Here is a 25210-nt window from a genome sequence, read left to right as displayed (position 1 = left end):
AGGCTGATGAGGCGTTCACTCCAGCGCCTTCAGCAGCGTCGCCCGGTCCCAGCCCACCACCCGGACACCCCGCACCAGAAAGGTCGGCGTGCCGGGCGCCTGCAGCGCGACATAGTCGCGCGCGCATGCGGCATCCTGTTCGATCAGGCACATGCGATAGGGCACGCGTTCGGCGTCCAGCCAGCGCTGCGCACGCTGGCAGTAGACACAGCTGCTGCTGGCCAGCATCAGGATGTCGCCCGGCCGGGCCCGCTCGCGCAGCTGCTGCGCCTGCCCGGCCTCGTTCCAGCTGCGCGCGGCCTGGCTCAGGCCCAGCACCGCCAGCACCAGCACCACCAGACCGATGGGGCCACTCAACGCGGCCGAGATACGTTCGCCCATGGCGCCATGCTACGCCGGCAGGGCCTCCTGCGGCACGCGGTAGTCCTGCGGCCCGACCAGGTCGATGCCGCAGGCGAGGTTCTCGGCCCAGCGGATGAACGCCGGCACCGCCTCGCCCGCCAGCGGCGCGCCATGCTGCGGCACGATCATGCGGATGTCGAGCTCGCGCACCATCGCCGCCCACAGGCGCAGCACCTTGTTGCTGACCATGTAGCGGCGGTGGAAGGCCTCCATGCGCGGCACATGCTCGGCCAGGCTGGTGACGATCTGCTCCGGTTTCAGATCCGGCCCCAGCGAGGCGCCCAGGTCACCCGAGAACAGGATCTTGCTGAGCGGGTCGTAGAACTGGAAATTGCCCTCGGAATGCAGGAAATGCGCGGGCAGGGCCAGCAGCTCGAAGGCCGCGTCGCCCTCGCCCAGGCGCAGGCGCGCGCCGGCGTCGGGAATGCCGATCACCCGGCCCAGCGTCTTGCCGGGCTTGCAGAAATGCGGCGCAAAGCGCTCCCAGATGCGCGAGATATAGACCGGCGCGCTGCTGGCCGTCATCCAGCGGTCGAGCGAGGCGATGATGTCGGGGTCGGCATGCGAGGCCAGGATGGCGGCCAGCTTGTGCGGCGGGAAATGCGCCGTCATGCCGAGGTAGAGCTCGTTGTAGGCGATGTTGCCGCCCGGGTCCAGGATGGCCCCGGTGCCGCGGTTCACCAGCAGGAACTGGTTGGATTGCACCGCCTCGCCGTCCTCCGTGCTGAGCTTGGAGAACATCAGGCAGACATGCTGATCGCGGCGGAAGAGTTCAACGGGCACAGGCACCCCCAGGGTTGGCGAGCGCCAACTCTAGGCGAGCGTGCCCCGGCGCGGCTTGAGTCGGATCAAGCCGCGCGAAGACAGGTTCAGACCGCGGCGGTGATGACGACCTCGACCTTCCACTCCGGCTTGGCCAGCTTGGCCTCGACGGTGGCGCGCGGCGGCGTGTGGCCGGCCACGACCCAGGCATCCCAGGCCTTGTTCATGCCGGCGAACTCGGCCACATCGGCGATATAGATCTGGGCACGCAGGATCTTGGTCTTGTCGCTGCCGGCGAGCTTGAGCAGGCGGTCGATCTGGGCCAGCACATCCGCGGTCTGGCCGGTGATGTCCAGGCTCGCGTCGGAGGCCACCTGGCCCGCCAGGTAGACCACGCCGTTGTGCACGGCCATCTCGGACATGCGCGCGCCGACTTCAAAACGTTCGATCATGATTTCTTGCCCTTCTTGGCAGCTTTGTGGGAATGCGATGGGCCGTGATGGTGAGAGTGGCCATGGGCCTGGTAACCCTCGCCATGCGGGTGCTTCTTGCTGGTGCCCTCGGCCGGCTTGGCGCCGGCCGCCTTCTGGCCCAGCTTGCTCTCGGTGCCCTTGAGCAGCTTCTTGATATTGGCCTCATGGCGCCACACCAGCAGCAGGCTCATCAGCGCGATGCTCAGCACCGCCGGGCTCGAGCCCCAGATCAGCATCTGGTAGAAGGGCGCGAACACCGCCGCCACGATGGAGGCCAGCGAGGAGTAGCGGAAGAAGTAGGCGATGATGAGCCAGGTCAGCAGGGTGGCGCCGCCCAGCCAGGGGTTGATCGCCAGCAGCACGCCGGCCGCGGTGGCCACGCCCTTGCCACCCACGAAGCGAAAGAACACCGGCCAGAGATGGCCCACGAAGGCCGCCAGGCCCACCAGCGCCACCGTCCCCTCGCCCAGGCCGTAACGCTCGCCCCACAGCGCCACCGCCAGCACCGGCAGATAGCCCTTCAAGGCATCGAACAGCAGGGTAAGGATGGCCGCGGCCTTGTTGCCCGAGCGCAGCACATTGGTGGCGCCGGGATTGCCCGAGCCATAGCTGCGCGGGTCCGACAGACCCATCAGGCGGCTGATGATGACGGCAAACGAGAGCGAGCCGATCAGATAGGCCAGCAGGGTGGCCAGCAGGGGGGGAAGCAGTTCTTGCATGGGGCGCTATTCTGCACTGCCCCGCGCCTCGCTCCGGATCGCGCACTCGACCGCCCGCGCCCCCAGCAGCGCTGGCAAGACCTTCGGGTCCAGCCCCACCAGATAGCCGCGCCGCCCGCCATTGATGCAGATCCTCGGCAAGGCCAGGATGCTGGCCTCGACGAACACCGGCATGGGCTTGCGCGTGCCGAAGGGCGAGGTGCCGCCCACCAGATAGCCGCTGTGGCGCTGTGCCACCTCGGGCTTGCAGGGCTCCACCTTCTTGCAGGGAATCTGGCGCGCCAGCTCCTTGAGGCTGACCTGGCAATCGCCATGCATCAGCACGATCAGGGCTTGGGCGCGCTCGTCCTGCATCACCAGGGTCTTCACCACCTCGTGCTCGGGCACGCCCAGCTGGCGCGAGGACTCGGCGGTGCCGCCATGCTCCACATAATCGTAGACATGCTCGGTGAAGGTGACCTGGCGCTCGCGCAGGAACTGCGTGGCGGGGGTCTCGCTGACATGGGCTTGCTTCTTGGCCATGACCGGATTGTCGCCGCCTGCGCCCCTTCATTCACTGCGCCGGGTCGCGCAGCTCCCAGCGGATGCGGTTGATCTCGGCCACGAGCTCGGGCGCGAGGCTGGCGGCAAAGGCCTCGATGTTCTCGTCCAGTTGCGCGCGCGTGGTCACCCCGATGATGGTGCTGGCGGTCTGCCAGCGCGAGCCGCACCAGGCCAGCGCCAGCTGGGTGGGGGTCAGGTCATGCGCGCGCGCCAGGGCGTTGTAGCGCTTGGCCGCGGCGAGGGTCTCGGGGCGGGCCCAGCGCTGCTTCTTCATGCTCTCGAACAGGCTCAGGCGGCCGGGGCGGGCCGGGTCGTCCAGGCGCAGCGCGTCGTACTTGCCGGTGAGCACGCCAAAGCCCAGCGGCGAGTAGGCCAGCAGGCCGACCTGGTGGCGGTAGAGCGCCTCGTCCAGGCCGTTCTCGAGCACCCGGTTCACCAGCGAATAGGGGTTCTGCACCGAGACGATGCGGGCCAGTCCATGGCGCTCGGCCAGGTGCACGAATTCACTCACGCCATAGGCGGTCTCGTTGGACAGGCCCACCTGGCGCAGCTTGCCGGCGCGCACCAGGCGGTCGAGCGCCTCCAGCTGGGCCAGCATGGGCGTCACCGCCTGGTCCTTGGCGGGTTCGAAATAGACGCCGCCGAACATCGGCACATGGCGGGCCGGCCAATGGATCTGGTAGAGATCGATGACGTCGGTCTGCAGGCGGCGCAGGCTGTCCTCGCAGGCCTGCACGATGTCGGCCGCGCTCAGATCGGGTGAGCCCTGGCGTATCCAGTCATAACCGCGCGAAGGGCCGGCCACCTTGGTGGCCAGCACCAGCCGGCTGCGCAGGCCCGGGCGGGCCGCCAGCCAGCGGCCGATGATGGCCTCGGTCTGCGCAAAGGTGGCGGCACGCGCCGGCACCGGATACATCTCGGCGGTGTCGATGAAATTGATGCCGCGCGCCACCGCATGGTCCAGCAGCGCCTGGCTGCCCGCCTCGTCCACCTGCTCCCCGAAGGTCATGGTGCCCAGGCAGATCTTGCTGACCCGCAGATCCGAACGGCCCAGCGTGGTGAATTCCATGTCCATCAACAACTCCTTGCAGCAGCAAAAAAACGCGTGGCCGGCAGTGTGCCGCAGAAGCCGCCGCTGCGCTTGCGGCGCCCACCCATGCCAAAAGTTTTCTGCTTCACAAAAATATATTATTGTTTTACAGTAATTTCATTCCGTTCACGCCCCTTCCCCATGCCCATCGCGACCTCGTCATTTGCCGGCCTGCCGCGCATCCGCCGCCTGGCCTTCTGGCTGCGCCTGATGTGCGTGCTGGGCGCGGCCGCGGTGTTGCTGACGCCGCTGCTGCTGTGGACCAGCGATGTCTGGCTGCTGCAGGTGGCAAGGCATCAATGGGAGGCCGGCCAGCAGCCGCTGAACCTGAACCCGCTCACGCGCGGCCTCGGCCTGGCCATTGCCGCCCTGCCCGGCACGGCCGCGCTGCTGGCGCTGTGGCAGCTGTGGTCGCTGTTCGGCTGCTATGCGCGCGGCCGGATCTTCAGCGCCGAACCGGTGCAGCGGCTGCGCCGCATGGGCCTGGCCCTGGTGGTGCTGGCGCCCGCGCTGCCGCTCTCGCACACGCTCTCGGTGCTGGCACTGACCTGGCAGAACCCACCGGGCCAGCGTGTGCTGGTGGTGGCGCTGGCCTTCCACCATTACCTGGCCCTGATGTTCGGCCTGGTGCTGCTGGCCATGGCCACGGTGATGGCCGAGGCCACGCGCGTGGCCGAGGAGAACGCGGAGTTCGTCTGATGAGCATCGTCGTGACCCTGGACCTGATGCTGGCCAAACGCAAGATGCGCTCCAAGGAGCTGGCCGAGCGCGTGGGCATCACCGAGGCCAATCTGTCCCTGCTGAAGAGCGGCAAGGTGCGCGGCGTGCGCTTCGACACGCTGGCGCGCATCTGCGAGGTGCTGCAATGCCAGCCGGCCGACCTGCTGGCCTACCAGGCGGGCGCCGACGCGCCGGCGGAACAACAAGAACCTTGAGGGAGTGAGCAGATGAACAAGCGCATGAGCGCCGCCTGCGCGCTGGGCCTGGCCGCGGCCATGGCGGGCGCCCAGGATCTGGCGCGGGGGCCGGTGACGCAGCTGGAGCAGGTGGAGGTCAAGATCACCCGCGCCGGCCAGCTGATGGATTACGAGCCCATCAACCGCGTGCTGCACGAGCTGCACCGGCATGGCGAAGGGCTGTTCCGCATCGACATGCGGCTGCTTGCGCGCGACACCCAGCAGCCCCTGCCCGCGGCCCGGTTGGCGATCGTGAGCGACGAGCAATACCTGCCCTTCCGCCCGGCCGACGACGGCAGCCTGCTGCTGCCCGTGCTGCCGCTGGAGCAGGCCAAGGGCAGCTCGCTGAGCTCCAACCTGCCCAAGGGCAGCGCGCTGCTGCGCGGCACGCTGGCACTGACGGTGCCCGCCGCCGAGCTGGACATGGCGATGGTGCGCCGCATCGTCGCGGTGGCGCGGCGCTTGCGCAGCGAGCTGCTGCCCTGGTATTTGCGCTGGGCGTTTCCGCAGATCGCCGGTGTGCGCGTCTGCAGCAGCAGCCCGCAATGGGAGCTGGAATGGCGCGAACAAGGCCAGCTGCTGGGCCTGCCGCTGGCCGCCGACCCTAGCGACCAGGACCCCGACGCCAAGCCCGGCCAGCCGTCGCGCAGCTGCACCACGCTGAGCGGCGAAGAGCGCTGGCCCGATGCGGCGCGCCTGCTGGCGCCCGCCGGCAGCAAGCTGAGCGTGCGCCTGCTGGGCAAGTTGTTCGGCGGCTGAGATGCCAAGCCTCGCTTCGCCCAGGCGCCCGCACTGGGTCTGGATGCTGGTGCTCATGCTGCATGCGGCGGGCCTGATATTGCTCGCCCAGCGGCAAGGCACGCGTGGCGTGCCGCAGATGCGCGAGCGCCTGGTGGTCTGGCTGCTGCAGCCGCAGCCGAAGTTGCCGACTGCGACGCCCGTGCCAGCTCATGCCATGCCTCGGGCCGAGCGTCCCGCGGCAGCTCCCCCATTCAAGACGATTTTGGAGCCGGCTCCCGCAACGCCGACCCGCACCGCTGTGCCCGAGGAGCCGGCTGCCACGCCGCGCGGCAGCGTTGCGCCGCTGCAGCTGGCCCTGCCGGCCGGTCCGGCCGCGTCGCAAGCCTGGCGCAATCCGGCCCTGGCCGACGAGCGCAGCAACAGCCCCCGGGCGAGCGTGGAGCAGCGCATCGCGCGCGCCATTGGCGGCGAGGCCGACCAGCCCGACGAGATCCACGGCCCGACCCGGCGCCGCATCCGCTACCGCGGTGGCTGCTACGACGTGCAGCAGTCGCGCGACGCCCAGCTCGACCCCTTCAACGCCAGCGTCAAGCAGGCGCCGGCGCAGCTCAAACCCTGCAGTTGGTGATCAGGCAAGTGCCGCTTCGCGTGCGCGCTGCTCCTCCTGCAGGCGCAGCACGCGGCGTTGCACCTTGCCGGTGGTGGTCATGGGCAATGCCTCGATGAACTCGATGTCCTTGGGATATTCATAGGGCGCAAGGCGCCCGCGCACATGGGCCTGCAAGGCCGCCACCAGCTCGGGGCTGCCCTGGTGGCCGGGCGCCAGCACCACATAGGCCTTCACCAGCGCGCCGCGCTCGGCATCGGGCTTGGGCACCACCGCCGCGTTCGCGACCGCCTCGTGCTTGACCAGGCAGTTCTCGATCTCGCTGGGGCCGATGCGGTAGCCGGCGGCCTTGAAGACATCGTCGCTGCGGCCCTGGTACCAGAGATAGCCCTGCTCATCCATGATGGCGGTGTCGCCGGTGCGGCACCAGCTGTTGCTCGGCTCGCCGGTGAACTTGGCCGCGGTGGCCTCGGGCTTGTTCCAGTAGCCCAGGAAGAACACCGGGTCGGGATCGCCATGCACATCGCGCCGATGCACCGCCACGTCGCCGGGCTCGCCGGGGGGGCAGATCTTGCCCTCGTCGTCGACCACCGCCACGCGGTGCCCCGGGTAGGCGCGCCCCATGCTGCCGGGCCGCGCCGGCCACAGCAGGCTGCAATTGCCCACCACGTAGTTGATCTCGGTCTGGCCGAACATCTCGTTGACGGTGATGCCCAGCTGCTGCTCGCACCAGCCGAACACCGCATCGCCCACCGCCTCGCCGGCGCTCATGATGGCCTGCAGCTTCAGGGCATAACGCTGACGCGGCGCGGGTACGGCCTTCATCATCGCCTTCAGCGCGGTAGGGAAGAGAAAGCTGTGCGTCACGCCATGCTGCTGCATCAGCTCGAAGGCGCGCTCGGGTGCAAAGCGGCCCTGGTACGCCACGATGGGGCGGCCGAAGTAGAGCGTGGGCAGCAGCGCGTCCATCAGTCCGCCGGTCCAGGCCCAGTCGGCCGGGCTCCAGAACACCGCCTCGGTGCCGCGCTCCGGCGCCGCCGGATCGAAGCCGAACCAGTTCTGGCTGGCCACGAAACCGCTCAGATTGCCGATCAGCGCGCGCTGCGGAATCAGGGCGCCCTTGGGCGGGCCGGTGGTGCCGCTGGTGTAGATCAGCACCGCGGCATCGTCGGCCTTGCGGCGCGCCGACACGAAACGGGCATCCTCGGCCTGCAGGGCGGCCATCCATTCCAGCTCGTCGGCCTGCGCACCCTCGCCCACCGCCAGCAGCTGGCGCAGTGCCGGGCAGCGCGCGCGCACCTGGCGCATCGACGCCAGCGCCGCGCCCTCCACGATGGCGACCACCGCCGCACTGTCCTGCAGGCGGAATTCCAGGGCCTCGGGGCCGAACAGCATGGACAGCGGCATGGCCACCGCGCCCAGCTGGTTCACCGCGATTTGCGCCACCGCGGTCTCGAAGCGTTGCGGCAGCACGATGGCGACGCGGTCGCCGGCCTGCACGCCCAGGCGCTGCAAGGCGTTGGCGAGGCGGTTGGCGGCACGCTGCAGCTGGCCATAGCTGTACTGCGCGCGGCAGCCGCTGTCGCTTTCGAACAGGATGGCCGGGGCATTGGGCGTCTCGCGCGCCCAGCGGCCGCAGCAGGCCTCGGCGATGCTGAAGTCCTCCGGCACCTGCCAGCGGAAGGCCTGATGCAGGGCCGCATACCCATCGAATCGGGCATCACACGGCAACTCGGAACGCTTGGTCATGCACCCTCCATCCTCAGTCGCGGCAACGGAGGGCACATGCTAGCGACACTCGCCCTGCCACAAGTCATGGATTCCCCGAGTGTCCGCGGCCCCTACACTGAGCGCCCGTCCATCCCCAGAATCCATATGTCGCTGCAGATCTACCACAACCCGCGCTGCTCCAAGTCCCGCGAGGCGCTGGCCCTGCTGACCGAGCGCGGCCTGCGGCCCGAGGTGATCGAGTATCTGCAGACCCCGCCCGGCATGGCCGATTTGCAGGCCTTGCAGCAGCGTCTGGGCGTGAGCGCGCGTGCGCTGCTGCGCAGTGGCGAGGACGAATATGTCCAGCTGGGCCTGGCCGACACCGAGCTCGGCGACGACGCGCTGCTGCAAGCCATTGCCAGCCATCCCAGGCTGCTGCAGCGCCCCATCGTGGTGAACGGCCGGCGCGCCGTGATCGCCCGGCCGCCCGAGCTGGCGCTCACCGTTCTCTAACGGTAGGCCTGCAGCGCCGCGCCGCTGAGCCGGCAGATGCGCCAGTCGGGCAGCAGGCTGGCGCCCATCTTCTCGTAGAAGCGGATCGCGCTCTCGTTCCAGTCCAGCACGCTCCACTCGAAGCGGCCATAGTCGCGCTCCACCGCGAGCTGCGCCAGCCGACTCAGCATGCGCTTGCCCAGGCCGCTGCCGCGGTGCGCGGGGCGCACATACAAATCCTCCAGATACAGGCCCGGCTTGCCCAGGAAGGTGGAGAAGTTGGTGAAGAAGAGCGCGTAGCCCACCACCTCGCCGGCCAGTTCGCCGACCAGACCCTCCACCACCGGGCGTTCGCCGAACATATGGCGCTGCAAGTCCTGCGGGCGCAGTTCCAGCAGGTGGCTGAGTTGCTCGAACTCGGCGAGTTCGGCGATCAGGCCCACGATGGCGGCAATGTCGCGGGGCTCGGCGGGGCGCAATTGATAGTCAGGGGTGCTCATGGCCGCAATTCTGCCTGCCGGGTCTTGTCCCGCGGCCGACAGCGTGCCGCGCTTGTGCGCGCTACATTGCCGCCATGCAAGCCACGCCCTACCTCGCCCGCCGGCCCCATCAAAGCCAGTTCCTCACGTTGCGGGGGCTCAGGCACCATGTGCTGAGCTGGGGCCAGCCGCAGCCCGGCCGGCCCAGCCTGGTGATGCTGCATGGCTGGATGGACGTGGGAGCCTCCTTCCAGTTCGTGGTGGACGCGCTGCAGCAGGATCGCCATGTGGTGGCGATGGACTGGCGCGGCTTCGGTCTCACCGACTCGAGCGGCGCCGACAGCTACTGGTTCCCCGACTACCTGGGCGATCTGGACGCCCTGCTGGACGCCGTCAGCCCCGAGGCAGCGGTGGATCTGCTGGGCCACAGCATGGGCGGCAATGTGGTGATGAGCTACGCCGGCGTGCGGCCGGCGCGCATCCGCCGCCTCGTCAACCTGGAGGGTTTCGGTCTGCCCGAGACCATCCCCGCCCAGGCGCCAGGCCGCCTGACGCAATGGCTGGACGAGCTGAAGCAGCAGCCCCAACTCAAGACCTATGGCAGCCTGCAGGCGGTGGCGGAGCGCCTGATGAAGACCAACCCGCGCCTCTCGCCGGCCAAGGCCGCCTGGCTGGCGCCGCATTGGTCGCGCGAGATCGACGGCGCCTGGCACATCCTGGGCGATGCCGCCCACAAGCGCAGCAATCCGGTGCTCTACCGCAAGGCCGAGATCCTCGCCACCTGGGCGCGCATCCAGGCGCCCACGCTTTGGGTCGAGGGGGACAGCACCGACATGACGAAATGGTGGGGCGATCGCTACCCGCGCGCCGATTTCGAGGCCCGCCTGGCGGTGGTGCCCAGCGTGCGCAGCGTCACGCTCAAGGATGCCGGCCATATGCTGCACCACGACCAGCCGGAGGAGCTGGCCGAGGCCCTGGCGGCCTTTCTGGGCTGACCGGTCAGCCCGGGCGCGGGCAGGCGCCCGGGCCTTCGTGGGCCGTCGGGCAAGCCGCAGGGCTCGCCCTCGGTGCGCACTCAGTCCAGCTCGCGCTGGGCCGCGTCCAGCCGCCGCATCGCCCAGGCGTAGTAGACGACGATGGCCAGATAGACCAGCAGCGCGCCCTGCGAAGCCACCCAGAAGCTGAACGGCCAGCCGAAGAAGGTGAAGCTCAGATCGCGCGCAAAGTAGATCAGGCCGAAGCTCACCCCGGCCCAGATCAGCAGCAGCCACAGCGTCAGGCGCCGCGTCCTGAGCCAGTAACTCTGCCGCTGCGCCTCGGCAAGACTGGGCCGGCTGGGGTCGGATTCAAGGTTCATGGGCACCGATTCCGTGGCTGAATGAGCAGGGCTCCCAGTGTGCCCCATGCCGGCTCATGTAAAAATGCGCGGTTGCTCGCACCCGAGCCTAGAACTGGAAACACCATGGATATCGAACGCATCAATGCCATCGGGTCCACCCTCGCCGATCTGACAGCGCGTACCGACGCGCTAAGGGGGTATCTTTGACTACGACCGCAAAGCACTGCGACTGAACGAGGTCAACGCCGCGCTGGAGAACCCCAACGTCTGGAACGAGCCCAAGCGGGCCCAGGAGCTGGGCAAGGAAAAGCGCACGCTGGAAAACGTGGTCGAGACCATCAACCACCTCACCAGCAACCTCTCGGACAACAGCGAGCTGTACGAGATGTCCAAGGCCGACGACGACTTCGCCGGCCTGGAGGCGATCGAGGCCGACGCGGCCAAGCTGCGGGAGATCGTCGAGCAGTTCGAGTTCCGCCGCATGTTCAACAACCCGGCCGATCCGAGCAACTGCTTCATCGACATCCAGGCCGGCGCCGGTGGCACCGAGGCCTGCGACTGGGCCGGCATGCTGCTGCGTCAGTACCTGAAGTACTGCGAACGCAAGGGCTTCAAGGCAACGCTGGAAGACGAGACCCCTGGCGACGTGGCCGGCATCAAGAGCGCCACCATCAAGGTGGAGGGCGAATATGCCTTCGGCCTGCTGCGCACCGAGACCGGCGTGCACCGCCTGGTGCGCAAGAGCCCGTTCGACTCTTCGGGCGGCCGCCACACCAGCTTTGCCTCGCTGTTCGTCTACCCCGAGATCGATGACTCGATCGAGATCGACATCAACCCGGCCGATGTACGCACCGACACCTTCCGCGCCTCGGGCGCCGGCGGCCAGCACATCAACAAGACCGACTCGGCGGTGCGCCTGACCCACATCCCGACCGGCATCGTGGTGCAATGCCAGGACGGCCGCAGCCAGCACAGCAACCGCGACGTGGCCTGGAAGCGCCTGCGCTCGCGCCTGTACGACCACGAGATGCGCAAGCGCCAGGAAGAGCAGCAAAAGCTCGAGGACACCAAGACCGATGTGGGCTGGGGTCACCAGATCCGCAGCTATGTGCTGGACCAGAGCCGTATCAAGGACCTGCGCACCAACTACGAGACCTCGGCCACCCAGAAGGTGCTGGACGGCGATCTCGACCCCTTCATTTCCGAGAGCCTGAAGCAAGGCGTTTAAACCCACCCTGCCCCGGCTGCGATCCAGCCGGGGCTTCGCTTTATTCCAAGGATGCCCACCATGCGTGAAGGCTCTGCCACTCTGATCCGCCGCGAAGACTACCTGGCCCCGGCCTTCTGGATTCGCACCGTAGACCTGACCTTCGACCTGGAGCCGGCCAAGACCCTGGTGACCAGCAAGATGCAGATCGAGCGCAACAGCGCCGTGCCGCATGGCCCGCTGCGCCTGCATGGCGAAGAGCTCAACCTGCTGCGCGTGCTGATCAATGGCGATAGCGTGTCCTTCCGCCAGGAAGGGCATGAGCTGATCATCGAGGGCGCGCCCGATGCCGACTTCACGCTGGAGATCCGCAACAGCTGCGCGCCCGAGAAGAACACCTCCTTGAGCGGTCTCTACACCTCGGGCGGCAGCTTCTTCACGCAATGCGAGGCCGAGGGCTTCCGCCGCATCACCTACTTCCTGGATCGCCCGGACGTGATGGCGGTCTATTCGGTGCATCTGCGCGCCGACAAGGCCAAGTACCCGGTGCTGCTGTCGAACGGCAATCTGCTGGAAGCGGGCGAGCTCGACAATGGCCGCCACTTTGCCAAGTGGCACGACCCCTTCCCCAAGCCCAGCTATCTGTTCGCCCTGGTGGCGGGCGACCTGGTGGCACGCGAGCAGCGCATCCGCACCCGCGCCGGCAAGGACCATCTGCTGCAGGTTTTCGTGCGCCGCGGCGATCTGGAGAAGACCGAGCACGCGATGAACTCGCTGATCGCCTCCATCGTCTGGGACGAGGCGCGCTTCAAGCTGCCGCTGGATCTGGAACGCTTCATGGTGGTCGGCGTGTCCGACTTCAATATGGGCGCGATGGAGAACAAGGGCCTCAACATCTTCAACACCAGCGCCCTGCTGGCCTCGCCCGCCACCGCCACCGATGCCGACTTCCATCGCATCGAGAGCATCGTCGCGCATGAGTACTTCCACAACTGGACCGGCAACCGCGTCACCTGCCGCGACTGGTTCCAGCTCTCGCTGAAGGAAGGCCTGACGGTCTTCCGCGACCAGGAATTCAGCATGGACATGGCCGCCACGCCGAGCGCGCGCGCGGTCTGCCGCATCCAGGACGTGCGCCAGCTGCGCGCCATGCAGTTCCCCGAGGACTCGGGCGCGATGGCGCATCCGGTGCGCCCCGACTCCTATGTGGAGATCAACAACTTCTACACCGCCACGGTCTACGACAAGGGCTCCGAGGTGGTGCGCATGTACCAGACCCTGGTCGGCCGCGCCGGCTTCGAGGCCGGCATGAAGCTCTACTTCGAGCGCCACGACGGCCAGGCCGTGACCTGCGACGACTTCGCCCAGGCCATTGCCGACGCCAACCCCGGCTCCGCCCTGACGACGCGCCTGGACGCCTTCAAGCGCTGGTACTCGCAGGCCGGCACGCCGCATCTGCAGGCGCGCGGCAGCTACGACGCCGAGGCCCGGACCTACACGCTCACGCTCAAGCAATCCACCCCCGCCACGCCGGGCCAGGCCGACAAGCTGCCCCAGGTGATCCCGGTGGCGCTGGGTCTGCTGACCCACGAGGGTCAGGCCTTGCCGCTGCAGCTGCAGGGCGAAGCGGCTGCGGCTGGCACCGAGCGCGTGCTGGTGCTGGACCAGGCCGAGCAGAGTTTTGTGTTCGTGGAGGTGGCGAGCGCCCCCGTACCCTCGCTGCTGCGCGGCTTCTCGGCCCCGGTGGTGCTGGACGACGGCCTCAGCGATGCCGAGCTGCTGACCCTGCTCAAGCACGACAGCGACGCCTTCAACCGCTGGGAAGCCAGCCAGCGCCTGGCGCTGAACCGCATCCTCGCGGCGGTGCGCAGCGGCGCGCCGCTGGTGCTGGACGCGGCCTATATCGAGGCGATGCGCGCCGTGCTGCGCCACGCTGAGCTGGACGCCGCCTTCAAGGAGCTGGCCCTGACCCTGCCCGGCGAGGCCTATATCGCCGAGCAGCTGGACGTGGTCGACCCGCAGGCCATCCACGCCGCGGTGGAAGCGGCGCGCCTGCAACTGGCGCAGGCCCTGGCGACCGACTGGGCCGAGGCCTATGAGGCCCACCAGGTGAAGGCCGGCTATGCGCCCGATCCGGTGCAGTCGGGCCGGCGCGCGCTGGCCAATCTGGCGCTGGCGATGCTGGTGCTGAACGCCACGCAGAGCGGCGACAGCGTGTGGCCCGGCCGCGCCTACCAGCGCTTCAAGGACGCCGGCAATATGACCGACCGCCTGGGCGCCCTGTCGGCCCTGGTGGCCGCCCATGCCGAGCTGGCCGAGCCGGCGCTGGCACGCTTCCACGCCCTCTTCAAGGGCGACGAGCTGGTGATCGACAAGTGGTTCGCGCTGCAGGGCCGCACGCCCGAGCTGGACGGCAAGAGCTTCGCGCGCGTCAAGCAGCTGATGCAGCATCCGGACTTCACGCTCAAGAACCCGAACCGCGCGCGCAGCCTGATCTTCTCGCTGTGCATGTTCAACCCCGCCGCCTTCCATCGCAAGGACGCGGCCGGCTATGTGTTCTGGGCCGAGCAGGTGCTGGCGCTGGACGCCATCAATCCGCAGATCGCCAGCCGCCTGGCGCGCGTGATGGACCGCTGGACCGTGCTGGCCGAGCCCTACCGCAGCGCCGCCCGCGAGGCGATCGCCCGCGTCGCCGCCAAGGCCGATCTGTCCAACGATGTGCGCGAGATCGTCGAGCGTGCACTCGCCTCCGAGGCCAAGGGAGAGCAAGCATGACGCGCCGCATCAGCCTGACCCAGTACCTGATCGAGCAGCAGCGCCAGCATGGCCATATCCCGCAGGAGCTGCGTCTCTTGATCGAGGTGGTGGCGCGCGCCTGCAAGCGTATCGCCATCAGCGTCAACAAGGGCGAGCTGGGCGATGTGCTGGGCACGGCCGGCAGCGAGAACGTGCAGGGCGAGGTGCAGAAGAAGCTCGACATCATCGCCAACGAGGTGCTGATCGAGGCCAACGAATGGGGCGGCCACCTGGCGGCGATGGCCTCGGAGGAGATGGAAGGCATCTACCTGGTGCCGAACCGCTTCCCGCAGGGTGAGTACCTGCTGATGTTCGACCCGCTGGATGGCTCGTCGAACATCGACGTGAACGTCTCCATCGGCACCATCTTCTCGGTGCTCAAGAAGGTGGAAGGCAGCAAGGGTGTCAGCGAGGACGACTTCCTGCAGCCCGGCTCGGCCCAGGCCGCGGCCGGCTACTGCGTCTACGGCCCGCAGACCACCCTGGTGCTGACGGTGGGCGACGGCGTCGCGATGTTCACGCTGGACCGCGAGCAGGGCTCCTTCGTGCTCACGCATGAGGACGTGAAGATCCCCGAGGACACCAAGGAATTCGCCATCAATATGTCGAACATGCGCCACTGGGATGCCCCGGTGAAGCGCTATATCGATGAATGCCTGGCCGGCGAAGAGGGCCCGCGCGGCAAGAACTTCAATATGCGCTGGATCGCCTCCATGGTGGCCGATGTGCACCGCATCCTCACCCGCGGCGGCGTCTTCATGTACCCCTGGGACAAGCGCGAGCCCAACAAGGCCGGCAAGCTGCGCCTGATGTACGAGGCCAATCCGATGGCCTTCCTGGTCGAGCAGGCGGGCGGCGCGGCCACCAATGCGCGCGAACGCATCATGGACCTGAAACCCGGCAAGCTGCACGAGCGCGTGGCCGTGGTGCTGGGCTCCAAGAACGAAGTTGAGCGCATCACGTCCTACCATCTTGATAGCGCCCAATAAACTCTGCTAGAATAGCAGGCTTGACGCCGGTGTAGCTCAGTCGGTAGAGCAGCTCATTCGTAATGAGAAGGTCGGGTGTTCGATTCATCTCTCCGGCACCAAAAAATGAAGATGGCCCTTCCGCAAGGAAGGGCCATTTCTCATTGTGGGCGCGGATCAGTGCAGCTGGCCAAGCAGCACCGTCATGCCGGCGAACAGGGTCCACTTGGGCGTATTGCGATTGAGGCCACCCGCCAGCCCGCCGTCCAGCACCAGGCGCGGGCTCAGAGCATAGCTCGCCGCGGCCAGCAGCTGGGCCGTGTCCGCTGCGCCGCGCTGATGCGTGCCCGAGAGGTCGGCGGCCAGCGTCCAGGCCGGGCCGACGCTATGCGACAAGGCCATCGCCCAGGCCGACTGCAAACGCCCCTGCCCCGTATCCACCGCACCCAGCTGGGTGGCGAGCAGGTTGCCGTCCAGATGCCAGCCCTCGGCGATGTCCAGACCGTAGATGCCCTTCAGGCCGTAGTCGCGCTCACCACTGCCCAGGCCGGTGCCCGCGGTGGGGAATTTGATGCTGGCCTCGACGCCATAGCTCGTGCCCTCGGGTGCGGCGCTGCCGCGCCATTTGAGCGTCAGCGCGGTATCGCCCATGCCGCTCAGCGCGGGCGCGCCCGCGGGCCGGCTGCTGACACGGGCGTCGCCGCCCAGCAAGAGCGCCCACTGCTCGTTGAACGAGTACTTGAGCAGATAGGGCAGGCTGCTGCGCCGATCGGCGCCGTGCCCGCCCAGGCGCTGGCCACCCAGTTCCAGCTCCAGCCAGCCGGGCAGGGAAATCGCCGCGCCGCTGGTGACGGTGGGGCGGAAGGGCGTGGCGGCGGGCTCGCTCTGCTGCGCATGCGCGCATGTGCAGGTCAGCCAGGCGAGCGGCAGAGAAAGAAGTTTGGCGGCCTGGTGCATGGCCCGCATTAAACCTCGACGCATCGTCGCCATCAACGAGAATTCCGGCCTCGACAACATCACCAGGCTCTCGATGGATATCCTGTTCTCGCCGCGCGGCCGAGCTTGCTGGCGCGCCCTGCTCGCCTTGCTGCTGCTGGTGATCAGCTGGCTGGCCTTCAGCCCCAAGCCGCCCGAAGGCATCGATACCGGTTGGGACAAGGCCAACCACCTGCTGGCCTTCGCCACCCTGGCGGTGGTGAGCGCACTGAGCCTGACGGGCGCAAGGCGCGAGCGGAAGGTGGGCAAGGTGGTGCTGGGCCTGCTGGCCTACGGCATCTTCATCGAGCTGGTGCAGACCCAGGTACCCGGCCGCAGCGCCGAGGCGGCCGATGTGCTGGCCGATATGGTGGGTGTGGCCCTGGGCCTGCTGCTGCTGGCCGGGCTGGAGCGCCTGCCGCCCCTCAAACGCTGACAAGGCGCTGCGCCATGGCCATCGCCGCGGCCTGGGCGCGGTTGCTGGCGCGCAGCTTGCGCAGCAGCTTCTGCACATGGTTCTTCACCGTCAGCGCGCTCAGGTCCAGGCGCTGCGCGATCGCCTGGTTGCTCAGGCCCAGGCACAGCAGGGCAAGGATTTGCTGCTCGCGTGCGGTGAGGCCCGACGCTGCGTCGCCCGGCTCTGCCAGGCGCTGGCCGGCGGCCTGCACCTGACGCCAGGCCGCGTGCAGATGGGGCATCAACCAGGCGGCGAGCTGGCCATGCGCCCGGGTATAGGCCGCGCCGCTGCGGGCCCAGAGAAACCAGGCCTCGGCGCGCTGGGCACGCCCGGGCGCGGCGGCCCCATGCAGCAGCAGCTGCGCATAGCCCGCCTGGCCCAGCGCCCCGGCCAGCTCATCCGGCAGCTCCGCCACCGCCATGCTCAGCGGCGCCTGCCGCCATTGCCTCTGCAATGCCAGCCAGGCGGGCTGGCGCAGGTCCTGCAGGCGCGCACCCAAGGGCGCCGGCAGCGGCAGGCTATTGAACACATCGGCCCGCCACTGCCCCTGCTGTTCCAGCGCGCACACCAGCAGCTGATGCGGCAGCAGGCCCTGCATCTGGGTCTGGGCCCAGACAAAGAAGGCGGCGCGCTGGCGCAGCCCCAGGCTGGCTGCCGCCACCGCCACCATGCGCTCGGGCAGGGCCGGGTCGGGCTCGGTCCAGTCATGGGCGGGATGTCCCGGCATAGGCGCTGCTCGGCATGGTCGCGTTGCGCGCCAGCCTAGCCCCCGGCCGTGACAGCCCGGTGAATTCAGAACAGGCTGAGCGCCGCCAGCGTGACGGCCGGGAAGAACAGCAGCAGCACGATGCGCAGCAGGTCCGAGGCCAGGAAGGGCATCACACCCTTGTAGGTCTCGTTCATCGGCACGTCGCGCGCCATGCCGTTCACCACATAGACGTTCAGACCCACCGGCGGCGCCAGCATGCCTATGCCCACCGTCATCAGCACCAGCACGCCGAACCAGATCGCCTTGTGCTCGGGGCTGAGGCCCCAGAGGTCCAGGCCCATCACGGTAGGGAAGATCACCGGAATCGTCAGCAGCAGCATCGAGAGCTCGTCCATCACGCAGCCCAGCACGATGTAGAAGGCCAGGATGGATGCGACGATGACGAGCGGATGCACCTGCAGATGCCCGACCCAGTCGGCCAGGCGCGCCGGCATCTGGGTCAGCGCCAGCGAGGAGTTCATCATGTCGGCGCCGAGAAAGATCATGAACACCATGGCGGTGGTCTCGGCCGTGCCCAGGAAGCTGCGCCGCAGGCCCTCGTTGTTCAGCTCGCCGCTGAAGCGCCCGGTCACGAAGGTGGCGATCGCGCCCACCGCCGCCCCCTCGGTGGGCGAGAACAGGCCGCCGTAGATGCCGCCGAACACGATCACGAAGATCAGCACCATGGGCCACACGCCCAGCAGCGCGCGCCAGCGCTGGCTCCAGGGCAGGCGCACCGAGGGCTGGGCCAGCTCGGGCCGCAGCCTGCAGTAGAGCGCGATCACGATCAGGTAGCCGGCGGTGGCGATCAGCCCCGGCACAAAGGCCGCGGCGAACAGCTTGGCAATGTTCTGCTCGGTCAGGATGGCATAGACCACCAGGGGCACCGAGGGCGGGATCAGGATGCCCAGCGTGCCGCCGGTGGCCAGCACCGCGGTGGAGAGGCGGCCGTGGTAGCCGCCGCGCTTCATTTCCTCATAGGCCACCTGGGTGATGGTGGCACAGGTGGCAACGGACGAGCCGCACACCGCGCCGAAGGCTGCCGAGGCCATGATGGCCGCCATCGCCAGGCCGCCGCGCTTGTGCCCCACGAAGGCCGCCGCCGCCTTGAAGAGCGCGCGGCTCAAGCCCCCCTGGGTGGCGAACTGGCCCATCAGCAGGAACAGCGGAATCACCGAGAGGTCGTAGACCGACAGCCGCGCCACCGCACTGCCCTTGAGCAGGTTCAGCAGCGCCATGTCGCTGGTCATCCAGGCGTAGCCGAGGGCGCCGGGAATGAACATCGCCGCGGCGATGGGCACACGCAGCGCCATCAGCAGCAGCATGGCGGCGAAGATCGCGAGGCCGACCGTCATCGCCCCGCTCCGCCCCGCCAGGCCTGCAGCAGCGCGATCAGGCCGCTGAGCGCCAGGCCGGGCGCCAGCGCCGCGTAGCTGAACCACATCGGCCAGCCCAGGATCATGCTGGTCTCCCCGGCCTCGCGCACCGCCAGCGCGCCGGCGCCGGCACGCCAGGCCAGCAGACCCAGCATCACCGCCAACAGCAGGGCGCCAAGGCGGTCCAGCCCGCGCTGCACCGGCGCGGGCGCGGCCTGGGTGAAGAAGTCCACGATGATGTTGCCGCGCTGCAGCTGGCACCAGGGCAGGCACAGCGCGATGCACAGCGCGATGCCGAACTGGGTCAGCTCCACATCGCCCTGGATCGGGCGCGCCAGCCAGGAGCGCCCGATGATGCTGGCCACGGTCAGCAGCGCGGTCAGGCTGGCGCAAAGGCAGCCGGCCAGCGCGCACCAGCGCGCCAGGGTTCGCAGGCCGGCGGGCACGGCCACGCCTTACTTCTTGTACTTGGCCAGCAGGCCTTGCGCGTCCTGCAGCATCTGCTTGCCGGGCAGACCGCGCTTGTCCATATCGGCCGCCCATTCGTCGTAGAGCGGATGGCTGGCCTTGATCCACAGATCGACCTCGGCGGCCGGCACGGTGTAGAAGACATTGCCGCGGTCCAGCGCCGGCTTGCGGCCCACCGCCTGGCTCTCGTCCCAGGTCTTGCCGGCCTGCTGCGAGAACGCGGCGCCGGAATTCTTGTCGATCACAGCCTTCAGCTCGGCGGGCAGGCCCTCGTAGCGGGCCTGGTTCATCGCCAGCACAAACACCGCGCTGTAGAGCGCCGGCCGCGTGCGGTCGGTCTCGGTGTGGAACTTCACCATCTCATGCAGCTTCACCGAGGGGATCACCTCCCAGGGCAGGGCAAAACCGTCGATGGTGCCCTTGCTCACCGCATCGGCCACCGCCGGCAGCGGCATGCCCACCGGCGTGGCACCCAGCGAGGCCAGCAGCTTGTTGGTCTGGCGCGTGGGCGCACGCAGCTTCAGACCCTTGAAGTCGGCCAGGGTCTTGATCTGCTTCTCGCGCGTATGCAGATAGCCCTCGTCGTGCACGCTGAACATCAGCGGCTTGAGGCCGGCGAATTCCTTACCGGCGTACTTGCCGTAGAAGTCCCAGGCGGCGCGCGCGCCGGCTTCGGCGGAATTGGTCATGAAGGGCAGCTCGAACACCTCCATGATGGGGAAGCGCCCGGCCGTGTAGCCCGGCAGGGTGAAGGCGATGTCCACCACCCCATCCTTGGCCTGGTCGATCAGCTGCGCCGGCGTGCCACCCAGCTGCATCGCCGGGAAGATCTGGCACTTGAGCTTGCCGCCCGAATCGGCGGCGATCTTGTCGCACCAGGGCTGCAGGATCTTGGTGGGCGGCATCGCCGCCGGCGGCCAGAAGTGATGCACCTTGAGCGTCAGCTCCTGCGCCAGCACCGGCGTGGCCAGGGCCAGCGCGGCGGCCAGGGCCATGGCAGATCGGAACAAGGGGGTTGCGGGGTTGGTCACGGATGTCTCCTCTGGGGGCCTGCGCCAAGCCGGCGATGTTATGCCCACGGGCGCGGGCGGGCGCCTGAGGTTTGCCCTGCAACTGCTGACATCTTTGGGCAGCAAGATAGGCTACCGTTGCGCCAAGGAGGTCCCGGTGAACATGAGCAGCACAGCACAGACCCTGCGCCAGCGCTATCTGGCCGTGCGCGCCCATACCGAGGCGCTGGCCGCGCCGCTGTCGGCGGAAGACCAGGCGCTGCAGTCCATGCCCGATGCCAGCCCCAGCAAATGGCACCAGGCCCACACCAGCTGGTTCTTCGAGACCCTGCTGCTGGCGCCACGCATGCCGGGCTACCGCTGCTTCGACCCCGCCTACGCCTACCTGTTCAACTCCTATTACGAGGCCCTGGGCCCGCGCCATCCGCGCCCGCAGCGCGGCCTGCTGAGCCGGCCCGGCCTGCCCGAGGTGCAGGCCTATCGCCGCCATGTCGACGCCGCCATGCGGGACTTTCTGGGCCAGGCGCTGGGGCCGCAAGACCTGGCCCTGGTCGAGCTGGGCCTGCAGCACGAGCAGCAGCACCAGGAGCTGCTGCTCACCGACATCCTGCACGCCTTCTCCTGCCATCCCCTGCTGCCCGCCTACCGGGCGCACAACCCGCCGCCCGCTGCCGCCCCGCCGCTGCGCTGGCTGGCCCATGGCGGCGGCACGGTGGAGATCGGCCATGCGGGCGCGGGCTTTGCCTTCGACAACGAGCTGCCGCGCCATGCCCAGCTGCTGCGGCCCTTCGAGATCGCCAACCGGCTGGTGAGCTGCGGCGACTATGCCGCCTTCATCGCCGACGGCGGCTACCGGCGCGCCTCGCTGTGGCTCTCGGACGGCTGGGCGCTGGTGCAGGCACAGGGCTGGCAAGGCCCGGCCTACTGGCGCGAGCAGGACGGGCAGACCCAGGTGTTCGGCCTCGCCGGCTTGCAGCCGCTGGACCCGCAGGCGCCGGTGCTGCAGCTGAGCTTTTACGAGGCCGCCGCGTTCGCCGAATGGGCGGGTGCGCGCCTGCCCAGCGAATTCGAATGGGAGGCCGCCAGCGCCCTGCCCGGCTTCGCGCAGGCGGCCGATCAGGCCTGGCAATGGACCTACTCGGCCTACCACCCCTATCCGGGCTTTCGCCCGATGGCGGGCGCGGTGGGCGAGTACAACGGCAAGTTCATGGTGGGCCAGCTGGTGCTGCGCGGCGGCAGCCTGGCCACCCCGCCGGGCCATGCCAGGCCCAGCTACCGCAACTTCTTCCCGCCGGCCGCACGCTGGCAGTTCAGCGGCCTGCGCCTGGCGCGCGATCTGGGAGATCACGCATCATGAATCAAGCGGCCAGCGCCAAACAGCGGTTTGCCAGCGATCTGCACCTGGCCCTGAGCCAGCGCCCGCGCAGCGTTGCGCCCAAGTACTTCTACGACGAGATCGGCTCGCAGCTGTTCGAGCAGATCTGCGAGCTGCCCGAGTACTACCCCACCCGTACCGAGCTGGCCCTGCTGCGGGCCCATGGCGCCGAAATGGCCGCCTGCATGGGGCCGCATGCGCAGCTGGTGGAGTACGGCGCCGGCGCACTGCGCAAGGTGCGGCATCTGATCGCGCATCTGGACGAGCCCCATGCCTTCGTGCCGGTGGACATCTCGGGCGCGCATCTGCTGAGCGCCTGCGCGGAGTTGCAGCAGGCCTACCCGGCGCTCGCCATCAAGCCGGTGGTGGCCGATTTCACCCAGCCGCATGACCTGCCGCCGCGGCCCGCACGCGGCCGCCGCGTGGGCTTCTTCCCGGGCTCCAGCATCGGCAACTTCTCGCCCGCGGAAACCCAGGCCTTCTTCCAGATGACAGCCCAGGAGCTGCGCGGCGGCGGCCTGCTGATCGGCATCGACCTCATCAAGGACCCCGCCGTGCTGCATGCCGCCTACAACGATGCCGCCGGCGTCACCGCGGCCTTCAACCTCAACCTGCTGGCGCGCGCGCGGCGCGAGCTGGGCGCCGAGTTCGACCCCGCGGGCTTCGAGCACAGCGCCTTCTACAACGCGCCGCAGCAGCGCATCGAGATGCATTTGCTGAGCCTGCGCGAGCAGCGGTTCAGGCTGGACGGGGTGGACTATGAGTTTGCCGCCGGCGAGACCCTACACACCGAGAACTCGCACAAGTACAGCATCGCCGGCTTCCAGGCCCAGGCGGCGCGCGCCGGTTTTCGCGCCGGCCCGGTCTGGACCGACGCGCGCGGCTGGTTCAGCCTGCTGTGGCTCGAGGCGCCGGCGTGATGGTGCCGGCGCAATCGCCAAAGCCGATGCGGCGCGCCCCCTCCTTGACCGCATAGCCGCGCAGGATCACGGTATCGCCGTCCTGCAGGAAGCTGCGGGTCTCGCCATTGGGCAGGCTCAGCGCCTGCTTGCCGCCATTCGAGAGTTCCAGCAGCGAGCCGCCCTCCTCCGCCGCCGGGCCCGACTGCGTGCCCGTGCCCAGCAGGTCGCCGGGCTGCAGATTGCAGCCATTGCTGGCGTGGTGGGTGAGCATCTGCGCCAGCGTCCAGTAGGCGTGCTTGAAGTTGCTGCGCATCAGCCGCGTCGGGGCCAGGTCTTGCGCGCGCATCGCCTCGGTCTGCAGCCACACCTCCAGCTCGATCTCGTAGCCGCCCGCGGCGCGGTTGGCCGGCGAGTCCAGATAGGGCAGCGGCTGCGGGTCGCTGGGCGGGTGCGAGAACGGGGTGCGGAAGGGCTCCAGCGCCTCCATGGTGACGATCCAGGGCGAGATCGTGGTGGCGAAGTTCTTGGCCAGGAAGGGGCCCAGCGGCTGGTACTCCCAGCCTTGCATATCGCGCGCCGACCAGTCGTTCAGCAGCGTCACGCCGAACATATGCTGCTCGGCCTCGGCCATCGGGATGGGCTCGCCCAGCGCATTGCCGCCGGCCACGAACAGGCCCAGCTCCAGCTCGTAGTCCAGGCGCTTGCTGGCGGCCTGCACCGGGGCTTCGGCCCCGGGGGCCATCAGCTGGCCGAGCGGGCGGCGTACCGTGGAGCCGCTCACGACTATCGACGAGCTGCGGCCGTGATAGCCGATCGGCACCCATTTGTAGTTGGGCAGCAGCGGGTTGTCGGGGCGGAACAGCTTGCCCACCGTGGTGGCATGGTGGATGCCGGTATAGAAGTCGGTGTAGTCGCCGATGCGGCAGGGCAGCGCCATCTGCGCAGCGGCCTGCGCCAGCAGGCAGGGGCGCAGCGCGGCCTCCTGCTTGCTGCCGGCCTGCAGGGCCAGGAACAGGGCCTGGCGCAGGGCGCGGCGCCGCGCCTGCGACTGCGCCATGAAGGCGTTCAGATCGCCATGGGCCAGGGCCTGCAAGAGCACCTGCTCGGCGCTGCTCCAGCGGCCCGCGGCCGCGGCCAGCTGCAGGTCCAGGATCTGGTCGCCGATGGCCACGCCGACGCGGGCGGCCTCGTTGCTGCCGGCGCGGCGGAACAGGCCATAGGGCAGGTTCTGCAGCGGGAAATCGGTGGCGGCGGCATTCGCGCTGACCACCCAGCTCTGCGCGGCCGGGTCATGGGTGAAGTCGAGTTGGCTCATGGTGTCGTAAAGTTGTCGGCCAGACCGTTCCAGCAGTCGGCATAAGTGGTTTCAAGTGCGCCCCCCGCCTGCATCGCGAAGGCGGTGGGCAAGAGGCGGTAGCGGGTCTCGAACATGAAGGCCAGGGTGTGGTCCAGCTTGTGCGGGGTCAGCGCGGCGGCCGAGGCCTTGGCGAAGGCCTCGGTGTCGGGGCCATGCGGCACGAAGGCGTTGTGCAGGCTGGCGCCGCCCGGCTTGAAGCCCTCGGGCTTGGCATCGTACTGGCCCAGCACCAGGCCCATGAACTCGCTCATCACATTGCGGTGGTACCAGGGCGGGCGGAAGCTGTGCTCGGCCACCATCCAGCGCGGCGGGAAGATCACGAAGTCCACATTCGCCCAGCCGGGCGTATCCGAGGGGCTGGTGAGCACGGTGAAGATGCTGGGGTCCGGATGGTCGAAGCTGATCGAGCCCACCGTCATGAAGTGCGCGGTGTCGTACTTGTAGGGCGTCAGATTGCCGTGCCAGGCCACCACATTGAAGGGGCTGTGTGCCTGCCGCGCGCGCCAGAGCCTGCCGCCGAACTTCTTGACGATCTCGTAGTCGCCGGGCTCCTCGTCCTCGAACCAGGCCACCGGCGCGAGGAAGTCGCGCGCATTCGCCAGGCCGTTGGAGCCGATCGGGCCGAGCTCGGGCAGGCGCAGCGCGGCGCCGTAGTTCTCGCACACATAACCGCGCGAGGGCCCGTCCACCGCCACCTTGAACACCAGGCCGCGCGGGATCAGCGCGATCTCGGCGGGCCGCACGTCCAGGCGACCCAGCTCGGTCGTGATGCACAGGCGGCCCTGCTGCGGCACGATCAGCAGTTCGCCATCGGCATTGACGAAGGCCGTGCGCTCCATCGAGCGATTCGCCAGATAGAGGTGGGCCGCCATGCCCACTTGCGCATCCGGGTCACCGTTCACGCACAGGGTGCGCAGGCCGCTGACGAAGTCGCAGTCGGCCGCGGGCACCGGCGTGGGCGCCCAGCGCAGCGGATCGGGAGGCACGACCTGACCCTCGGCGGCGCCGGTTTTCAGGAACTCATGCGCCAGCGGCGCGTAGCCGCCCACCACCACCGAGGGCTGGCGGCGGTAGAGCCAGCTGCGTTGGTTGTCGGCGCGCGGCGCGGTGAAGGCGCTGCCCGAGAGCAGCTCGGCATAGAGGCCGTGGGCCACGCGCTGCGGGCTGTTCTGGCCCCGCGGCAGGCTGCCGGCCACGGCCTCGCTCTGGTGCTGGTTGCCGAAGCCGGCCAGGTATTGCAATGCGTCGTCGCTCATCG

28 protein-coding genes and 1 tRNA gene are annotated in these 25210 nt (G+C 68.8%); 13 read left to right on the top strand and 16 right to left on the bottom strand.

Annotated elements, in window-relative coordinates; genetic code table 11:
- Nucleotides 1-15 precede the first annotated feature (15 nt).
- From PFX98_RS14825 to PFX98_RS14800, 6 genes are all read right to left on the bottom strand, one after another.
- The gene (locus tag PFX98_RS14825; RefSeq protein ID WP_285231270.1) at nt 16-381 is read right to left on the bottom strand and encodes a glutaredoxin family protein; all 366 of its coding nucleotides are present in this window, start codon (nt 379-381) and stop codon (nt 16-18) included.
- 9 nt (nt 382-390) lie between these two features.
- Entirely contained in the window at nt 391-1185 is a 795-nt protein-coding gene (locus PFX98_RS14820; RefSeq protein ID WP_285231269.1) for an oxygen-binding di-iron domain-containing protein, read from the bottom strand.
- A gap of 86 nt (nt 1186-1271) precedes the next feature.
- Nucleotides 1272-1616, bottom strand: a complete 345-nt coding sequence (locus PFX98_RS14815) for a RidA family protein (protein WP_342399153.1) — start codon at nt 1614-1616, stop codon at nt 1272-1274.
- Nucleotides 1613-2356: a glycerol-3-phosphate 1-O-acyltransferase PlsY gene (plsY, locus tag PFX98_RS14810; protein ID WP_285231268.1), complete on the bottom strand. Its 744-nt coding sequence runs from the start codon at nt 2354-2356 to the stop codon at nt 1613-1615. Before plsY ends, PFX98_RS14815 begins: the two co-directional genes overlap by 4 nt.
- A 6-nt stretch (nt 2357-2362) precedes the next feature.
- The gene (locus tag PFX98_RS14805; protein WP_285231267.1) at nt 2363-2878 is read right to left on the bottom strand and encodes an aminoacyl-tRNA deacylase; all 516 of its coding nucleotides are present in this window, start codon (nt 2876-2878) and stop codon (nt 2363-2365) included.
- A 31-nt stretch (nt 2879-2909) separates the two neighbouring features.
- Nucleotides 2910-3968 carry an aldo/keto reductase gene (locus tag PFX98_RS14800; protein WP_285235600.1) on the bottom strand — a complete coding sequence of 353 codons (1059 nt, stop codon included), beginning with the start codon at nt 3966-3968 and terminating at the stop codon, nt 2910-2912.
- Between the two features lie 162 nt (nt 3969-4130).
- Between PFX98_RS14800 and PFX98_RS14795 the strand changes: the two genes are divergently transcribed.
- Genes PFX98_RS14795 through PFX98_RS14780 form a run of 4 tightly spaced genes read left to right on the top strand, consistent with a single transcriptional unit; the run spans nt 4131 to nt 6314 of the window.
- Nucleotides 4131-4688: a DUF2975 domain-containing protein gene (locus tag PFX98_RS14795; RefSeq protein WP_285231266.1), complete on the top strand. Its 558-nt coding sequence runs from the start codon at nt 4131-4133 to the stop codon at nt 4686-4688.
- Complete coding sequence (locus PFX98_RS14790; RefSeq protein ID WP_285231265.1) at nt 4688-4924, top strand: helix-turn-helix domain-containing protein; 237 nt, start codon at nt 4688-4690, stop codon at nt 4922-4924. Before PFX98_RS14795 ends, PFX98_RS14790 begins: the two co-directional genes overlap by 1 nt.
- Nucleotides 4925-4936: 12 nt before the next feature.
- Nucleotides 4937-5704, top strand: a complete 768-nt coding sequence (locus tag PFX98_RS14785) for a hypothetical protein (protein WP_285231264.1) — start codon at nt 4937-4939, stop codon at nt 5702-5704.
- Between the two features lies 1 nt (nt 5705).
- Complete coding sequence (locus PFX98_RS14780; RefSeq protein ID WP_285231263.1) at nt 5706-6314, top strand: hypothetical protein; 609 nt, start codon at nt 5706-5708, stop codon at nt 6312-6314.
- Here the strand turns inward: PFX98_RS14780 and PFX98_RS14775 are convergent, their stop codons facing one another.
- On the bottom strand, nt 6315-8042 hold the full coding sequence (locus PFX98_RS14775) for an acetate--CoA ligase (protein ID WP_285231262.1): 1728 nt from the start codon (nt 8040-8042) through the stop codon (nt 6315-6317).
- Between the two features lie 132 nt (nt 8043-8174).
- Here PFX98_RS14775 and arsC point away from each other — a divergent pair, with 132 nt between their 5' ends.
- Complete coding sequence (gene arsC, locus PFX98_RS14770; protein WP_285235599.1) at nt 8175-8516, top strand: arsenate reductase (glutaredoxin); 342 nt, start codon at nt 8175-8177, stop codon at nt 8514-8516.
- Here the strand turns inward: arsC and PFX98_RS14765 are convergent.
- Nucleotides 8513-8995: a GNAT family N-acetyltransferase gene (locus PFX98_RS14765; protein WP_285231261.1), complete on the bottom strand. Its 483-nt coding sequence runs from the start codon at nt 8993-8995 to the stop codon at nt 8513-8515. The two genes, arsC and PFX98_RS14765, sit on opposite strands and share 4 nt — an antisense overlap.
- Nucleotides 8996-9069: 74 nt before the next feature.
- On the opposite strand from PFX98_RS14765, the gene PFX98_RS14760 reads away from it, so the two are divergent.
- Nucleotides 9070-9969: an alpha/beta fold hydrolase gene (locus PFX98_RS14760; protein ID WP_285231260.1), complete on the top strand. Its 900-nt coding sequence runs from the start codon at nt 9070-9072 to the stop codon at nt 9967-9969.
- 80 nt (nt 9970-10049) lie between these two features.
- Here PFX98_RS14760 and PFX98_RS14755 read toward each other — a convergent pair whose 3' ends face one another.
- Nucleotides 10050-10331 carry a DUF4212 domain-containing protein gene (locus tag PFX98_RS14755; protein WP_285231259.1) on the bottom strand — a complete coding sequence of 94 codons (282 nt, stop codon included), beginning with the start codon at nt 10329-10331 and terminating at the stop codon, nt 10050-10052.
- Between the two features lie 105 nt (nt 10332-10436).
- Here PFX98_RS14755 and prfB point away from each other — a divergent pair.
- The 4 genes from prfB to PFX98_RS14735 all read left to right on the top strand — a co-directional run bounded on the left by prfB (nt 10437) and on the right by PFX98_RS14735 (nt 15406).
- Nucleotides 10437-11541 (top strand): peptide chain release factor 2 gene (gene prfB, locus PFX98_RS14750; RefSeq protein ID WP_285231258.1). Its coding sequence is split into 2 segments (ribosomal slippage): nt 10437-10517 and nt 10519-11541, totalling 1104 coding nucleotides; the frame shifts between segments, so codons are not numbered across the junction.
- Nucleotides 11542-11601: 60 nt separating this feature from the next.
- Nucleotides 11602-14295: an aminopeptidase N gene (gene pepN, locus PFX98_RS14745; protein ID WP_285231257.1), complete on the top strand. Its 2694-nt coding sequence runs from the start codon at nt 11602-11604 to the stop codon at nt 14293-14295.
- Entirely contained in the window at nt 14292-15305 is a 1014-nt protein-coding gene (locus PFX98_RS14740; RefSeq protein WP_285231256.1) for a class 1 fructose-bisphosphatase, read from the top strand. The genes pepN and PFX98_RS14740 overlap by 4 nt, the downstream gene beginning before the upstream one ends.
- Before the next feature lie 25 nt (nt 15306-15330).
- A tRNA-Thr gene (locus PFX98_RS14735) sits at nt 15331-15406 on the top strand.
- 55 nt (nt 15407-15461) lie between these two features.
- Here PFX98_RS14735 and PFX98_RS14730 read toward each other — a convergent pair.
- Nucleotides 15462-16241 (bottom strand): transporter, encoded by a 780-nt coding sequence (locus tag PFX98_RS14730; protein WP_285231255.1) that lies wholly within the window; start codon nt 16239-16241, stop codon nt 15462-15464.
- On the opposite strand from PFX98_RS14730, the gene PFX98_RS14725 reads away from it, so the two are divergent.
- Nucleotides 16240-16695: a VanZ family protein gene (locus PFX98_RS14725; RefSeq protein WP_285231254.1), complete on the top strand. Its 456-nt coding sequence runs from the start codon at nt 16240-16242 to the stop codon at nt 16693-16695. The genes PFX98_RS14730 and PFX98_RS14725 overlap by 2 nt on opposite strands.
- Here PFX98_RS14725 and PFX98_RS14720 read toward each other — a convergent pair.
- The 4 genes from PFX98_RS14720 to PFX98_RS14705 form a co-directional block, all read right to left on the bottom strand.
- Complete coding sequence (locus PFX98_RS14720) at nt 16685-17443, bottom strand: LuxR C-terminal-related transcriptional regulator (protein ID WP_285231253.1); 759 nt, start codon at nt 17441-17443, stop codon at nt 16685-16687. The two genes, PFX98_RS14725 and PFX98_RS14720, sit on opposite strands and share 11 nt — an antisense overlap.
- 65 nt (nt 17444-17508) lie before the next feature.
- Nucleotides 17509-18819, bottom strand: coding sequence for a TRAP transporter large permease (locus PFX98_RS14715; RefSeq protein ID WP_285231252.1), 1311 nt, complete (start codon nt 18817-18819; stop codon nt 17509-17511).
- Nucleotides 18816-19292 (bottom strand): TRAP transporter small permease, encoded by a 477-nt coding sequence (locus tag PFX98_RS14710; protein ID WP_285231251.1) that lies wholly within the window; start codon nt 19290-19292, stop codon nt 18816-18818. The genes PFX98_RS14715 and PFX98_RS14710 overlap by 4 nt, the downstream gene beginning before the upstream one ends.
- A 3-nt stretch (nt 19293-19295) precedes the next feature.
- Nucleotides 19296-20303 carry a TRAP transporter substrate-binding protein gene (locus PFX98_RS14705; RefSeq protein WP_285235598.1) on the bottom strand — a complete coding sequence of 336 codons (1008 nt, stop codon included), beginning with the start codon at nt 20301-20303 and terminating at the stop codon, nt 19296-19298.
- 178 nt (nt 20304-20481) lie between these two features.
- On the opposite strand from PFX98_RS14705, the gene egtB reads away from it, so the two are divergent.
- Complete coding sequence (gene egtB / locus PFX98_RS14700; RefSeq protein ID WP_285231250.1) at nt 20482-21675, top strand: ergothioneine biosynthesis protein EgtB; 1194 nt, start codon at nt 20482-20484, stop codon at nt 21673-21675.
- Nucleotides 21672-22613, top strand: a complete 942-nt coding sequence (egtD, locus tag PFX98_RS14695; protein WP_285231249.1) for an L-histidine N(alpha)-methyltransferase — start codon at nt 21672-21674, stop codon at nt 22611-22613. The genes egtB and egtD overlap by 4 nt, the downstream gene beginning before the upstream one ends.
- Here egtD and fahA read toward each other — a convergent pair.
- Both fahA and hmgA read right to left on the bottom strand, forming a co-directional pair.
- Nucleotides 22582-23910, bottom strand: coding sequence for a fumarylacetoacetase (gene fahA / locus PFX98_RS14690; RefSeq protein WP_285231248.1), 1329 nt, complete (start codon nt 23908-23910; stop codon nt 22582-22584). The genes egtD and fahA overlap by 32 nt on opposite strands.
- Nucleotides 23907-25208, bottom strand: a complete 1302-nt coding sequence (gene hmgA, locus PFX98_RS14685) for a homogentisate 1,2-dioxygenase (protein ID WP_285231247.1) — start codon at nt 25206-25208, stop codon at nt 23907-23909. Before hmgA ends, fahA begins: the two co-directional genes overlap by 4 nt.
- Nucleotides 25209-25210 lie beyond the last annotated feature (2 nt).

This window comes from Paucibacter sediminis (assembly GCF_030254645.1).
GTDB classification, from domain to species: domain Bacteria; phylum Pseudomonadota; class Gammaproteobacteria; order Burkholderiales; family Burkholderiaceae_C; genus Paucibacter_B; species Paucibacter_B sediminis.
The sequence above is the reverse complement of the archived record's forward strand: the minus strand, read 5'-3'. Positions and strand labels throughout refer to the sequence as shown.